Source organism: Ralstonia soli, from assembly GCF_023955655.1.
GTDB lineage: Bacteria > Pseudomonadota > Gammaproteobacteria > Burkholderiales > Burkholderiaceae > Ralstonia > Ralstonia soli.
The window spans coordinates 22,447-36,225 of the sequence record NZ_JAMXHT010000002.1 but is presented as its reverse complement, the minus strand read 5'-3'; the positions used below and the strand labels follow the sequence as shown (position 1 = coordinate 36,225).

General features: G+C 65.5%; 13 protein-coding genes. 1 reads left to right on the top strand and 12 read right to left on the bottom strand.

The window, feature by feature from the left end; genetic code table 11:
• Positions 1–23: 23 nt before the first annotated feature.
• The 11 genes from NG900_RS04030 to NG900_RS03980 form a co-directional block, all read right to left on the bottom strand.
• Positions 24–851 (bottom strand): CoA-transferase subunit beta, encoded by an 828-nt coding sequence (locus NG900_RS04030; protein ID WP_252676991.1) that lies wholly within the window; start codon positions 849–851, stop codon positions 24–26.
• Between the two features lie 34 nt (positions 852–885).
• Entirely contained in the window at positions 886–1,776 is an 891-nt protein-coding gene (locus NG900_RS04025; protein ID WP_252676989.1) for a CoA transferase subunit A, read from the bottom strand.
• 15 nt (positions 1,777–1,791) lie between these two features.
• Entirely contained in the window at positions 1,792–2,685 is an 894-nt protein-coding gene (locus NG900_RS04020; protein WP_252676987.1) for a VOC family protein, read from the bottom strand.
• 142 nt (positions 2,686–2,827) lie between these two features.
• A complete protein-coding gene (locus NG900_RS04015; protein ID WP_252676985.1) occupies positions 2,828–3,424 on the bottom strand; it encodes an acyltransferase in 597 nt (198 codons plus the stop codon).
• Between the two features lie 9 nt (positions 3,425–3,433).
• On the bottom strand, positions 3,434–5,062 hold the full coding sequence (locus NG900_RS04010; protein ID WP_420804116.1) for a FadD3 family acyl-CoA ligase: 1,629 nt from the start codon (positions 5,060–5,062) through the stop codon (positions 3,434–3,436).
• A 1-nt stretch (position 5,063) separates the two neighbouring features.
• Positions 5,064–6,110 carry a ferredoxin--NADP reductase gene (locus NG900_RS04005; protein ID WP_252676983.1) on the bottom strand — a complete coding sequence of 349 codons (1,047 nt, stop codon included), beginning with the start codon at positions 6,108–6,110 and terminating at the stop codon, positions 5,064–5,066.
• Positions 6,111–6,120: 10 nt separating this feature from the next.
• Entirely contained in the window at positions 6,121–6,888 is a 768-nt protein-coding gene (locus NG900_RS04000) for a glucose 1-dehydrogenase (protein ID WP_252676981.1), read from the bottom strand.
• A gap of 39 nt (positions 6,889–6,927) precedes the next feature.
• Complete coding sequence (locus NG900_RS03995) at positions 6,928–7,446, bottom strand: flavin reductase family protein (RefSeq protein ID WP_252676979.1); 519 nt, start codon at positions 7,444–7,446, stop codon at positions 6,928–6,930.
• Positions 7,447–7,518: 72 nt separating this feature from the next.
• Entirely contained in the window at positions 7,519–9,282 is a 1,764-nt protein-coding gene (locus NG900_RS03990) for an FAD-dependent oxidoreductase (protein ID WP_252676977.1), read from the bottom strand.
• Between the two features lie 18 nt (positions 9,283–9,300).
• The gene (locus tag NG900_RS03985) at positions 9,301–10,494 is read right to left on the bottom strand and encodes a flavin-dependent monooxygenase (RefSeq protein ID WP_252676976.1); all 1,194 of its coding nucleotides are present in this window, start codon (positions 10,492–10,494) and stop codon (positions 9,301–9,303) included.
• A 120-nt stretch (positions 10,495–10,614) separates the two neighbouring features.
• Positions 10,615–11,763 carry an LLM class flavin-dependent oxidoreductase gene (locus NG900_RS03980; protein ID WP_252676974.1) on the bottom strand — a complete coding sequence of 383 codons (1,149 nt, stop codon included), beginning with the start codon at positions 11,761–11,763 and terminating at the stop codon, positions 10,615–10,617.
• Positions 11,764–12,084: 321 nt separating this feature from the next.
• On the opposite strand from NG900_RS03980, the gene NG900_RS03975 reads away from it, so the two are divergent.
• Positions 12,085–12,438 (top strand): VOC family protein, encoded by a 354-nt coding sequence (locus tag NG900_RS03975; RefSeq protein ID WP_252676972.1) that lies wholly within the window; start codon positions 12,085–12,087, stop codon positions 12,436–12,438.
• A gap of 71 nt (positions 12,439–12,509) precedes the next feature.
• Here NG900_RS03975 and NG900_RS03970 read toward each other — a convergent pair whose 3' ends face one another.
• Complete coding sequence (locus NG900_RS03970) at positions 12,510–13,697, bottom strand: helix-turn-helix transcriptional regulator (RefSeq protein WP_252676971.1); 1,188 nt, start codon at positions 13,695–13,697, stop codon at positions 12,510–12,512.
• Positions 13,698–13,779 lie beyond the last annotated feature (82 nt).

The following is a 13,779-nucleotide window of genomic DNA, read 5'->3' as shown; positions in this document are numbered from 1 at the left end:
ATGCTCGGCGCGCCTGTGGGACGTTATGCGGCGGTGGCCTCTTGCACGGCTGCGCGGCGGCCGGGCGGGTTGTCGCGCACGATGGTGGCGCGCTGGTTGTGCGGGTCCAGCTTGGCGATGACGGCCAGTTCTTCCGCGCTCGGCGCGGGGGTCTCCGGCAGCGCTTCGTCAGCGGCGTTGGCCAGTGCGAAGCCGGTAGCGGCGCGCACCTCTTCCAGGCTCACGCCCGGGTGCAGCGAACGCACACGGATGGCGTGGTCCGGGCCGGTGAAATCCATCACGCACAGGTTGGTCACGATGACGCGCAAGTCTGCAAAGCTGCGCATGCCTTCGATATGGCGCGCGGGGTTGTGGCCCACGCTGCAGACCATGTCCACCTCGTCCTTCACAAACGTGCGCGTGCTGTGCGCGGGCACGAAGAAAGAATTGGCGTGGTTGATGCTGTTGCCCGGAAAGCCGCGCGCACCCAGCAGCTGCTTCTTCGGCTGCGTGTGCGTGCCGCCCAGGCGCGAGATGTTGGCCTGGCCGAAGCGGTCGATCTGGGTGGGCATGACCATGGCGTGGCGACGGCCGCCCCACAGGCAATCGAACACGCGCGAGTAGCCCATCCAGCCGCTGGCGCGCACCTTGAAGCCCGGCTCGCGCCGGCCCAGCGGCACGGGTTGCTCCACCAGGTAGGCTTCGCCGTCGGTCATCAACAGGCCCGGGTTGTGCAGCAGGCGCGACACGCCGGCGGCAATGCGTGGGCCGGCGCCGATGCCGGTGGCCAGGACTTCGCCGTCGTCATTCCAGACACGGGCGGCGGCCGCGATCATCAGTTCGGCAAGAGTGAATTCGTGATTGACGCTCACAGTGGCTCCTGAGGTCGGTGTCAAACGGACGGTGTCAAAGAATGGGCAGCGGCAAGCCCAGCACATGGCTTGTGCCGCCGATCTTGGCGAGGTAATCGGCTTCGCTCTTTCCGATCACGTCGTGGCGATAGGTGGCGAAACCCGCGTCCTCGTCTGCGCTGGCGCAGTAGGTCTTCAGGTGCGGCACGTCAAAGCCGTATTGCGGCCCGCACGACGTCGGGTGCGCACCGGCCGGTGCATGCACCACGCCCGTCACCAGTGAGCGCTCGAACGGGTTGTTGCGCGCACGCGTAAGGTCTTCTTCTTCCAGCGAGGTGCTCAGCGTTTCGCAGCTGACGTAGCACTGCGCGGCGGCCCGCGCGAACCATTCGTCAAAGAACGGATCGGGACCATCGATGCGCGTGTTGCCCTTTATGTCGCTTTCGTTCACGTGCAGCAGTGCGACGTCCAGCGGAATGGCCGGCATGGCCAGCAGCACTTCGCCATCCGCATACGGCGAGCGGATCGTCTTGAGCTCGGGGCTGTGCGTGAGCAGGTCGGTGCCCAGGCCAACGCGCGTTGGCAGGAACGGCAGGCGTGCGGCAGCGGCGCGCAGGCCGAGCTGCAGCATGCCTTCGTCCACTTCCCACACGTCGATCGCACCGCTCTCGCGCGCATTGCGGAAATGCGGCTCCAGCGGGATCACGTCGAGCGACACGAAACCGTAGATCACCTTGCGCACCTTGGCGGCAGCGCACAGCATGCCGACATCCGGGCCGCCGTAGGACACGATGGTCAGGTCCTTCAGCGGCGAGCGCAGGATTTCGCGCACCAGTGCCATCGGCTTGCGGCGCGGGCCCCAGCCACCAATACCGATCGTCATGCCGTCGGTCAGCCGCGCCACTACATCGGCGGGGCTCATGCTTTTATCGAGTGTCTTGATCATGGAATAGATGACGAATTAACGACGTCCAATGCTGAAATCGTGGCCCCACAGGCTGACCCGCGTGGCTTCGTAGGCGTTGTGCTGTGCCCAGTCGACCTCCAGGCCGCCATAGCCGTATTCGAGGTCGAAGCCGCCCGGCGTACGCATGTAAAACGAGACCATGCGGTCGTTGCAGTGCTGGCCGAGCGTGGCCGACATCGGCGTGCCGTGCTGCTGTGCGCGGTCGAGTGCGCGGCCCACTTCGGTCATGTCGGGCACTTCGGCCATCACGTGCACGCAGCCCGACGGAATCGCCATCTCGAAGATGGCCAGGCTGTGGTGGCGTGCGTTGCCGCAATGCAGGAAGTGGATGCGCTTCTCGGGCTCCGCCGGGTCCGGCGTAAAGCGCACACGGTAAATATCGGACAGGCCAAAGCCCATCACGTCGCGCAGGAAGGCGTAGGTCTCGTCAAAGGCCGGTGCCGGCAGCACGGTGTGGCCCAGGCCCATCGGATCGGTAATGAAACGCGGCACACCCACCGGCGAGACAAAGCGCAGGAAATCCGCGCGCGGTCCCCAGTAGATTTCGTGCCGGTTGCCCGACGGATCGCGAAACCACGCGGCCGCCTGTACGCGCCGCTGCGCAAGCTCCTGCGCGTTGGCCTGTACCACGTCGATCTTGGCCTCGCGCAATGCCTGCAGCGCCTGCTGGAAGGCGGCCTCATCGGCCAGCTCCCAGCCCGATGCGCCGTAGCGGTCTTCCTTGCCGGGCACGATCAGGTAGCGGAAATCGCGCTCGTCCATCTTGATGTAGAGCGCTTCGCCTGGTGCGTCGGTGCAAGCCATGCCGAGCACCTGCTCGGCATACTTCCGCCATTGTTCAATGTCGGTGGACTCGACGACGATGTAGCCGAGCGCGCGGATATCCATCTTGCTGTCTCCTGGCGGGTCTGGTTCCTTGCCTGCCGCACCGCTTGGAACATGCGGCAATGCGGCTTCGATGGAGCCATTGTTCGGCTGAAGACAGCTTCCTACATCGTCTATTGAGACTAACCGCGCGAGTGCGCGGTACTCAGTCTTGCGTGTGCGCGGGCGCGCCCTTTCCGGCGTGCGAGGTGTGCCGGTCCTGTTCGCTCGTCAACGCGTCAACAAGGCGCATGCCGGCCAGCGACCGGCGTGCGAGCTCCTGATACATGCGCGTGCCCGCCGACTTCTTTGCGATGTCTTGTGGGCTCAGTGTGCGCACCACGCGAGCCGGCATGCCCGCCACCAGCGTTCCTGGCGGAACAGCCATGCCGGCCTTGACGAAGGCACCGGCGGCGACCATGGCATCGGCCCCCACCACGGCGCCGTCCATGATGATCGAGTTCATGCCGACCAAGGCATTGCGCCCCACGCGGCAACCATGCAGAACAGCGCCGTGGCCGACGTGCCCGTCCTCTTCGACCAGCACTTCGACGCCCGGATACGAGTGCGCAACGCAGGTGTCCTGAATGTTCGCGCCGCGCTCCAGGCGGATACGGCCGAAATCGCCGCGCAAACATGCGCAGGGGCCGACATAGCAATCCGGCCCCACGATCACGTCACCAATCAGAACCGCATCCGGATGCACAAACGCATCCGGATGCACGACGGGGGTGATCCCGCCGAGTGCATAGACTTTCACCATGGACAGCGCTCAGGATTCGCGCAACCGGTACTTGAGAATCTTGCCCGCCGCGCTGATCGGCAGCGTCTGCACGAAGGCAATCTCGCGCGGCACCTTGTAGTTGGACATGCAGCGCCGCGCCCAGCCGATCAGGTCATCCGCAGTGAGGCGGGCGCCATGGCGCAGCACGACGTACGCCTTGCCCACCTCTCCGAGCCGTTCGTGCGGCATGCCCACCACGGCGCACTGCGCGATGGCCGGGTGCGATGCCAGCAGCTTCTCGATCTCGGCCGGATAGCAATTGAAGCCGCCGACGATGAACATGTCCTTGATGCGATCGGTGATGCGCAGATAGCCGCGGCTATCCAGTACCCCAATGTCGCCCGTATGCAGCCAGCCATCGGCATCGATGGTCGCGGCGGTGGCGTCGGCCTGGTTGAAGTACCCGCGCATGACGTTGTAGCCGCGCACCAGCACCTCACCCGGCTCGTCGGGCGGCACCGGCTGGCCCTTGGTATCCACGCAGCGCAGTTCGATGCCGGGCATGGCGCAGCCGGAGGTCAGCGCCACGGTTTCAGCACTGTCGCCGGTGCGGGTGAGCGTGGCAAAGCCGCACGATTCCGTCAGACCGTAGCCGGTGTGGATATCGCGCAAGCCCAACTCGGTGCGCATGCGCTCGATCAGCACGGGCGGAATCGCCGACGCCCCCGTCACAGCCAAGCGCAGCGACGACAGATCGAACTCGCGCAGGCGCGGGCTGTTCAGCAGCGATTGATACAGCGTCGGCGGGCCGGGCAACACGGTCACGCGTTCGTTCTCGATACGCGTCATCACCGCATCGGCGTCGAACACCAGATGCGGCAGGACGGTGGCACCGCGCGTGAGCGCCGCGAGCCAGCCGGCCTTGTAGCCAAAGGTGTGGAAGAACGGGTTGACGATGAGGTAACGGTCACCCGCTTCGAGCCCGGTGATCGACGCCCAACCGTCGGCCGCACGCAGGTTCTGCGCCTGCGATGTCATCACGCCTTTCGGGCGGCCGGTCGTGCCCGAGGTAAACATGATGTCCATCACGGTGTCGCCGGTCACGCGCTGCTCGCAGGCGCGGAATTGCGCGTCGTCCACCTTGGCGGCCAGGCTCAGGAAATCCGCCCACAGCAGTTCGCCGTCAACCATGGGCCGCTCCGCACGCGGGCGCAGCACCACTACACGCTCCAGGCTGGCCGGCTTGTGCGGCGCCAGCAGTTCCGGATAGGTCTCGCCAAGGAAGTGGTCGATGCAGAACAGCACGCGGGCGCCGCTATCGGCCAGGGTGGTCGCCACCTCCACCCCCTTCATGCGGGTGTTGATCGGCACCAGTACCGCGCCAATGCTTTGCGCAGCCAGCGTGGTCAGAATCCACTCGGACAGGTTCGGCGCCCACACGGCCACCCGGTCACCGGGTTCGACTCCTAGCCCCAGCAGCGCGCGGGCGACCTCGACACGCTGCGCATTGAGCGCGGCGTAGGTCAGCCGCAAGCCGTCCTCCTGAATGGCGACGCGTTGGTCGTACTGCTTCGCGGCACGGCACAGCAACTCGGGAATGGTGCTCGCGGGCTGCGTGCGCTCCTGCCCGGAATCGCGCGTCATGGCGGCGTTTTCGATGGTGTCGGAAGTGGTCATGTCAGTCCGGAAATTTCAGGTGAACTTCATCGCCGACAGGTACGGCCTGGCAGGCCAGGGTCCAGCCGGCCTCCAGGTCGGCTGCATCGAGTACATGGTTTTCGCCCAGCCTGACATTGCCGCCTTCAACGCGGCACATGCAGGCCCCGCATAAACCGGTGCGGCACGAGTTTGGCGCAGCGATGTCGGCGCGCAGCAGGGCATCGAGCACGGTTTCACCGGCCTGCGCCGTGACCCGATGCGCGGTGCCATCCAGCTCCACCGTCATCGGCACGGGCGCGCAGGCGCCAAGGGCTTCGACTTCCGATGCCGCATGCGGCGCTTCGGTTGCCGGCTGCACGGGCGCGGCGCCAAACCGCTCCAGATGGATCTGGCCCGGCGGCACACCCAGCGCCTGCAGCGCCGCCTGCGCGCAGTCCATGAACGGCGCGGGGCCGCAGATGAAGCAATCGGCCAGGCTCCACGGACGCACCAGCTCTTCAAGCTGACGCGAGGAAGGCGGCCCGAGCACGCTGTCGAGCCAGTGGATCACGCGCAGCCGCCCCGGGTGCTGCGCTGCCAGTTCGCGCAGCGCATCGCGGAAGATGATGGCGTTCTCGTCCCGGTTGGCGTACACGAGCGTGATGTTGCCGCGCCCATGCCGCAGCGCGGCCTTGGCAATCGACAGCACCGGGGTGATGCCGCTGCCGCCGGCCAGGAGCAGGAAATCGCCATGCAGCGCGCGCGGCGTGAACACGCCCGCCGGCGGCATGACCTCGATCGTGTCGCCCGCGCCAAGGTGGTCGCAGATCCAGTTCGAAACCTGGCCGCTGCGCACGCGCTTGATGGTCACGCGCAGCGCCTCGTCCACCTGTGGTGAGCTAGAGAGCGAATAGCAACGTTGCTGGACCGTGCCGTTGACCGGCACCCGGAGCGTCAGAAACTGGCCCGGCCGGTACGCAAAGACGTCGCGCAGCGATTCGGGCAGGTCGAACACCAGCGACCGGGCGTCTTCAGTCTCGGCCACGACCTCGGCAATCTGGAGCCGATGAAATTGCGGTTGCACCATGATCAGCGCCTCAGGCCAGGCCCATGATGGTTTGCGCGTTATCGATGCGCAATTCGGCGCCATTGATGAAGCGCGACTCGTCGGACGCCAGGAACAGCACGAGATTGGCAATGTCGCGCGGGTCCGCCATCCGCTGCAGAGCAGCCTGCCTGCGAGCAGCATCCTCCGTGCCCGCACCACTGTCCGGCGGCAGCAGCGCCGCGGTCATCGGCGTCAGGATGCCGTCGGGGTGGACCGAGTTGCAGCGGATCTTGTAACCCTGCTGTTTGCAGTGCGCCGCCACGCTGCGCGTGAGCGCCGTCACCGCGCCCTTGCTGGCGCTGTAGGCGCAGAAGTGCGCCATGCCGCCCAGCGCTGCCACCGACGACATATTGATGATCGTGCCGCCGCGCGCCTTCATGGCGGTCACGCCGTATTTGCAGCCGAGGAAATAGCCGTCGGCATTCACGCGCATGATGCGTTGCCATAGATCGAGCGTGGTGTCTTCCACCGTGCCCAAGGCGAGGATGCCAGCGTTGTTGACGAGCACGTCCGGCGCACCGAAGCGCGCTTGCGCCGTGGCCATCACGTGTTCCCAGTCTGCCTCGCTGCTGATGTCGTGCTTCACGAACAGGGCGGCATCGCCAATCTCGCGTGCCACGGCATTTCCGCTGTCCTCGTCGCGGTCGGTCAACACCACGCGTGCGCCATGGCGCGCCAGCAGCAGCGCGTCTTCCTTGCCCACGCCGCTCGCGGCGCCGGTCACGATGGCAATCTTGCCTTCAACACGATGGCTCATAGTTTTACCCCTTCCTTCCTGCCCCAATTCCTGCGGACTTCAGGCCGCGCACATCCCCATCAGCGGCGCCGACTTGGAGTACTGGCCGTCCACATACACCAGCGGCGCCACCTCGCCCGACAGGCGCACTTCACGCAAGCGGCCGATGAAGACGGCGTGCGTGCCGTAGTCGAATCGCCCATCCTGTTCGCAGATCAGCGCCGCCTGCGCATCCTGCAGATAAGGCACGCCCTGTTGGTCGGCATCCCACGCTGCGGTGGTGAAGCGGTCCTCGCCCTTGAGGCGGCCGCTGCAATCGACGGCGATTTCGCGATGGTCGACCGCCAGCAGGTTCACGCAGAAATCCGCACCCGCATCCAACGGCGGATAGATCGACGAGTTGCGGTTGATGCAGATGAGCAGCGACGGCGGGTCGGCCGACAGGGAATCGACGGCGGTCACCGACATCGAATAGCGCCGCTCGCTGTCGCGGCAGCTGACGACTGCTACCGAACGGGCCATGCGCCGCATGGCCGACAACATGTCTTCGCGCAGCTTGGTGGAAATGTCTTGGCTCATGATGCGTCTCCATATACAAGGGCGCCGCGCCTGCGTGCGCCCCAAAAAAAAGCGTGTTCTGCGTTCGGCTGCTTACGCCACTGCCGTGGCGCGCCCTTCGTTTCGGGCAGTGCTCTCGCTGGCCAGCGTGTCGGCCGCGATGAAACCGAATGTCATGGCAGGGCCGATCGTCGCGCCCGCGCCCGGATAGCTGGTGCCCATCATCGACGCACTGTTGTTGCCGATGGCGAACAGACCGGCGATGCACGAACCGTCTTCCCGCAGCACGCGTGCTCGCTCGTCCGTCAGCAGACCGCCCTTGGTGCCGATGTCTCCGGCGTCCAGCCGCACCGCATAGAACGGTGCCCGGTCGATCGGTGCGAGGCAGGGGTTGGGCTTCACGCTCGGGTCACCGTAGTAGGTGTCAAACACGTTGTCGCCCTTGCCGAACTCGGCGTCCACGCCGGTTGCCGCATAGTCATTCATGCGCGCCGCGCTGGCGGCCAGGCCTGCACCGTCGATGCCCGTCTTGGCCGCAAGCGCTTCCAGCGTGTCAGCGCGCACGAGCACGTCCCGGAACGCCGCGGGAATGCGGTGATCCGGCATCACCGAGGCAGGCAGGATCGGCCCGCACGCAAACTTCTGCCGGAATGTCGCATCGAACACCATCCAGGCCGGCACGCTGCAGCCCGTTTGCTCGTGGTCCCGGTACATGGCCGGCACGAACTCGGAGTACGGCGCGGCTTCGTTGACGAAACGCCGGCCCTTGCCGTTGACCACCATGCAGCCGGGCGCGGCACGCTCGATGAAGATCGGACGCTGCTTTTCTTCCCCGGCAACGCGCACAGTGGGAGCGCCCCAGACGTGCGACATCAGATCCAGCGCAGCGCCGATGCGCTGTGCGGCGAGAATGGTGTCCCCCGTATTGTTGGGCGGTGTGGCACTCCATTCGGCCCGAGTGGGTTGCGGCAGATACTTCTCCCGCATGGCCTGGTTACGTTCAAACCCGCCCGCGGCAAGAATCACCCCACGTCTGGCTCGCACGCTCACGCGGCGGCCTTCACGCATCACCTCAACACCGGCAACGCGGCCCTCTTCCACAATCAGGTCGCTCAGTGCCGTGTCGAGCCACAGCGGAATGCGGCGCTCAAGCAGGGCGTGCCGCAAGCCGCCGGCCAGCGCGTTGCCCAGCGTCAGCCGCCTGTCGCGCGACGTCTTGCGGCGCCAGCCAAAGTCGAGCCAGTAACGCGCAAACTGCCGTACCGTCAAGCCAAGCCAGCCGCGGGAGCGCGTCCACATGGTGTGGGCTTCGCGCGATGTCACCGAGACGCGGCCACCGACCAGGGTAGCCGGCGACGGCTCGCGCAGCCGTTTGAACTCGTCACCCAGCGCAGCACCGTCGAACGGCATCGGGTCCAATGCGCGATAGCCCGGCATGGCGCCAGGCAGGCGCTGGAAGTAGTCGGCGTAGAGCGGCAGCGAGTAGTAACGCACGCGCGTGCGCTCTTCCAGGTAGCGCAGCATGCGCGGCGCTTGCTCAAGGTAGGCACGCAAACGTTGCGGTGAGGACAGGCCTTGCGTGCAGGCTTCCAGGTAGGTCAGCGCGGTGTCGTAGCTGTCCTTGCCGCCCGCCTCTTCGATGTGATGATTGAGCGGGATCCAGATGCCCCCACCCGATATGGCGGTGGTGCCGCCATACTGGCCGCTCTTCTCCAGCACCAGCACCGACAGCCCCTGATCGGCCGCTCGGCACGCAGCCAGCATGCCGCCGCCGCCCGACCCCACCACCACCACATCGAACTCCACCACCTGAGCGGCCTGCGCCTGCCCGGCGTTCTGCATCGCGTTCTCGCTCATGCTTCGCTCCTGGCCGCCTCAGATGAAGAAGTCGGTGTTGGTGCGCCCCATCATCACGCCGCCAAAGTTCTGGCCGAAGCGGTCGACGTTGTTCGCATAGTGCGCACGTGCGGCGTGCAGATCCAGGAAGCGGCGGACCAGCGGGTTGCTGTTGTAGATGCCGTTGCCGCCCGAGTAGCGCAGCAGGCCGTTGGCCAGCCGGGCGCAACGCTCTGCCACCTGCGACGACTGGTAGCGGAAATGCAGCCGACGCTCCAGTTCGACCTGCTTTCCGGTGCGTGCGGCGTCCATCAGTTCATTGAAATTGCGCTGCAGGATGAGGCGCATCTCGTCGATGCCCACGGTGGCATCGGCGTAGGCCAGCTGCGCACCGCCGTCATCGGCCGTCTTGCCGCCGCTGTTGGCGCTCACGCGGCCGCTGGCGTAGTCGCGGAAGTCTTCCAGACCGCCCTCCAGCGCACCGATGCACGCGGTGCAGACGGCACGCACGAAAATCTGCGCGAACGGCAGGCGGTACAGCGGCGAATCGTTCAAGGCCAGCCCCGGGCTCGTGCCCATGGCGCCATCGGTGGCGCGGTGCGTGCGGTACTCGGGCACGAACACGTCGTCCACCACGATGTCGTGGCTGCCGGTGCCGCGCAGGCCCATCACATCCCAGTTGCGGTTGATGGTGTAGTCGGCGCGCGGCAGCAGGAACGTGCGGTACTCCGGCGGGTTGCCCGGCGCCGACGGCGGCACCAGCCCACCGAGGAAGATCCACTCGCACAGCTCGCTGCCGCTCGAAAATTTCCAATGCCCGGACACGCGAAACCCGCCTTCGACCGTCGTGACCTTGGCCACCGGCATGTAGGAAGACGCGATCAGCGTCGTGGGATCGTCGCCCCAGACTTCCTGCTGGGCGCGCTCGTCAAACAGCGCGAGCTGCCAGTTGTGGACCCCGATCACCCCGTAGACCCAGGCAGTGGACATGCAGCCCTTGGCCAGCGCCATCTGGATGTCGAAGAAGGTCTGCGGCTCCAGCTCGTAGCCGCCATAGCGGCGCGGCTGCAGCACCTTGAAGAAGCCCGCGGCCTGCATGTCGGCCACGGTTTGCTCGGGCACACGCGCGCCCTGTTCGGCTTGCTCGGCACGTTGCGCCAGGGTCGGCGCCAGGGCGTGAGCGCGCCCGATCAGTTCTGCTGCCAGAGCCTGGGAATCGAAGTCTCGGTGCACCGCTTGTCTCCTCTTGCTGATGCCTGCGTCGGCATGTCTTATCGTGAGTTGATGCTCGCACTGCCGCCGCCGGCTGCCATCGTCTGACGGGACTAGGCAAACCGGCAGCGGGCAGCCGCCTCAGGCGACGCGCAGCGCGTGGCCTTTCGCGCGGAAATGCGGGATCACGTGCTCACCGATATTGCGGATGGTTTCCAGCTGCGCCCATTGCGGCACCGTGCCCATCTGGCAGATGAAGAGGATTTCATCGGCGCCGGCGTCGATCAGGCGCTGCACGTAGTTGATGCAGTCCTCGACCGTGCCGTAGGCGTGGTTGGGGTTGAGCATCATCATGCTCGGGTCGCTGAAGTCGACCGACACCTTCTCGGAAGCGAAGCTCGTCTTGATGACGGTCTTGCCTTGCGCGTCTTCTGCCAGACCATGCTCGATGTCCCACGAATCCGGGTCCGGACGAGCGCCGCCCGAATACCAGTAGGCCAGCGACTCCATGAAGTAACGCTGCCCCTTGATACCGATCTTGCGGGCGGCCAGGCCGTCTTCCAGCACGATGGTCGGGCACAGTGCGGCCAGATGCTGATGCGGACGGAAACCCACCTGGTCTTCCGGCTTGCGCGCATTCCAGGCATCGCGGTAGATGGCGTTCTTCTTGGCCACGTCTTCCGGGCCACCGAAGCCGAGCACCAGCGCGCCCATGCCGCGTGCGCCCGCGCGCTGCAGCGTGTCGGCGTTGGTACACGCGAGGTACATCAGCGGGTGCGGGTCCTGGCGCGGCTTCGGATGAATCGGGCGGCGCGGGATCTTGATGAACTCGCCGTCGTGCTCGATCTCATCCTGCGTGAGGATCTTCGGAATCAGGTACATCGACTCGTCGATCATCGGGTGCAGCGTATTCAGGTCGTAGCCGAAGGTGCCGGCCTCCTGCTGCGTGCCGCCCTTGCCCACGCCAAAGTGCACACGGCCGCCGGAGAGGATGTCGAGCGTGGCAATGCGCTCGGCCACCTTGACGGGGTGGTTCATGGCCGGCGGCAGGCAGACCACGCCGTGGCCAATGCCAATGCGGCGCGTGCGACCCGCCACGAACGACAGGAAGGTCTCGGGCGCGCTCATGTGCGCGTAGTTGGTCAGGGCAGTGTGCTCCACAGCCCAGATCACGTCGAAGCCTTGCGCCTCCGCAAGCTCGACCTGCTCCATGATTTCGTCGAATACCTTGTGATCACCGGCGCGCGATGCGTCAACGGTTTGTGCTTCATAGATCAGTGAAAAACGCATTGCTGTGTCTCCGATGGATTTGTTCAGCCAGGCCGTCGTCCGGCGCGTCGCCTCTGGCGATGCCGGCGGTGCAGTGACATGGGCCTGCATGCAAGCAGTGTGTTCGGGAGACAGGCTCGCAACATCGTCTGATTGGATTATGCGAAGCGGCGCGCGATCCATAACATGTGCCGTGGTGCGCCAAAGCGCAGCAAGCCATGCACGGCGTACCGCCTTTGCATACGTGCCATCGCCAGAGCCTTGCTGCACGCGGCATGCCGGGCAGGCACGTGTGCCTCGTCATTGCGGCGCCCGTGCGCCTTATCTGTGAGGAAGACTCAAATGCAGTGCAAGCTTCTGCTGTACCCGGTTGACAGCATCTCGGCCGCGTTGCCGTTCTTTGAGCAAGGCCTTGGGCTGAGCGTGAAGTTCAGAGACGGTGAGCGCTATTGCGCGCTGGACGCCGGTCCGCTGACGATTGGTCTCGTAGCGGGCGAAGAACGGCTACATGCGCAGCCGGCGCCGGCCTTTGCGGTAGCGCCTGGTGAGGACATCCGAGAGGCGCTGGAGCGTCTGCTGGCGCAAGGTGCGCAATTGGCAGAACCGCTGGCCAAGGGGCCACACGAGTGGCGCGCGGTGGTGACCACACCACAGGGTTTTCCGCTGGTGGTCAGCGCCAAGTTGGACAACAAGTAGGCGCGCAAAATAAAAGGCCACAGGCACGTCATGCCTGTGGCCGTCTGGAACGGCAAAAAAAAGAAAGGACGCTAGCCCAGCGACACCACGCTGCTCAGCAGCATGCGCACCAGCGTCGCTTGCCGCGTCACGCCGGTCTTGGCAAAGATGGCCCGCAAATGGGCACGCGCCGTGTTCTTGGCAATGCAGAGTTCATCGGCCGCCTCTTCAAGCGTGAGGCCGTCAGCCAGCTGCAGCGCAAGCTGCGTTTCGGCCGGCGTGAAATCGAACAGCTTGCGCACGACCTCCTGCGAGGCTTGCGACTTGCGCTCCGGATCGCGAATGAAAATCACGCAGGCCGGCCGGCTCTTGCTGTCTTCCGACCACTCGCCCAGCGGAATCGAGCGGATCAGCACGCCAAAGCGCGCCTTGCCCGAAGGCCGCGTGATCGACATCGCCTCCACCACCGGCAGCGCTGAACTGCAGTAGCCGGAGACGGCCTCGCGCAACACGCGCTGGAAGCGCCGGTTCTCCTGCGCGTAGTTCACTTCAAGCGCACCCTTGACGAGGCTGATGCCGTCTTTCTCGGCCAGGATCTCATCGGCCGCCGAGTTGGTGCGGATGATGGCGCCGTTCTGGTCGAGGATGGCCATGCCGACCAGCATCCGATCGATGGCCGAGGCGTAGAGCGTGCGCTCCGTTTCCACCACGTCCATGCGCGAATGCAAGTCCACCGCGCGCCGCAGATGCGGCACGATCATGCTGCAGAACAGCTTGTCTTCGGCGCTGAAGTCGGGGCCGTCATGTCCGCGGCAGATGCGCAAGCGGCATTCCGCGCCGTCGTCGGTCGTGATATCGGCACCCAGAATGAAGCGCACATCAGACGGCTTGGCGAACTGCTGATAGAAGTCGCTGTTGCACCACTGGTTGACGCCGATGTGCTCGTCCACCGTGATCAGCCGGTCCGTGGGCAATCCGACAAACGGATCGAGCGCGTAGTAGTAGCTGTTGTAGATCGCGTCCCCTTCCAGCGTGGAATAGCCTTCAGGCGAGGCATGCACCGCCAGCGAGAGCCGATCGGCCCCGGGCGGGCGCAGGATCAGCGATACATAGTTCGCGCACAGATACGTGCGGATCAGCTCAAGCGCACGGGCCCATGGCACCGGGTCCATTGCCCCTTGATAGATCGACCCCAGCAGTGTGCCGAACTCCGTCAATGACAGCGGCGTCGACTGGGCGCGGACGCTCCGCCCATCGGTGTGGGTGGCCTCCATCAACATATTTGTAGTCTCCAAGATTTGCGCCGTGCTACGTGGCAGGGCGTTCTTTATTTTTGCGACACGCTTCCCCAATTTTTTTGGA

What these genes read in the sequence shown, in the direction of transcription:
- NG900_RS04025 (WP_252676989.1), bottom strand. Translation starts at nt 1,776, where the DNA reads ATGATCAAGACACTCGATAAAAGCATGAGCCCCGCCGATGTAGTGGCG.
- NG900_RS04020 (WP_252676987.1), bottom strand. Translation starts at nt 2,685, where the DNA reads ATGGATATCCGCGCGCTCGGCTACATCGTCGTCGAGTCCACCGACATT.
- NG900_RS04015 (WP_252676985.1), bottom strand. Translation starts at nt 3,424, where the DNA reads ATGGTGAAAGTCTATGCACTCGGCGGGATCACCCCCGTCGTGCATCCG.
- NG900_RS04010 (WP_420804116.1), bottom strand. Translation starts at nt 5,062, where the DNA reads ATGACCACTTCCGACACCATCGAAAACGCCGCCATGACGCGCGATTCC.
- NG900_RS04005 (WP_252676983.1), bottom strand. Translation starts at nt 6,110, where the DNA reads ATGGTGCAACCGCAATTTCATCGGCTCCAGATTGCCGAGGTCGTGGCC.
- NG900_RS04000 (WP_252676981.1), bottom strand. Translation starts at nt 6,888, where the DNA reads ATGAGCCATCGTGTTGAAGGCAAGATTGCCATCGTGACCGGCGCCGCG.
- NG900_RS03995 (WP_252676979.1), bottom strand. Translation starts at nt 7,446, where the DNA reads ATGAGCCAAGACATTTCCACCAAGCTGCGCGAAGACATGTTGTCGGCC.
- NG900_RS03990 (WP_252676977.1), bottom strand. Translation starts at nt 9,282, where the DNA reads ATGAGCGAGAACGCGATGCAGAACGCCGGGCAGGCGCAGGCCGCTCAG.
- NG900_RS03980 (WP_252676974.1), bottom strand. Translation starts at nt 11,763, where the DNA reads ATGCGTTTTTCACTGATCTATGAAGCACAAACCGTTGACGCATCGCGC.
- NG900_RS03975 (WP_252676972.1), top strand. Translation starts at nt 12,085, where the DNA reads ATGCAGTGCAAGCTTCTGCTGTACCCGGTTGACAGCATCTCGGCCGCG.
- NG900_RS03970 (WP_252676971.1), bottom strand. Translation starts at nt 13,697, where the DNA reads ATGTTGATGGAGGCCACCCACACCGATGGGCGGAGCGTCCGCGCCCAG.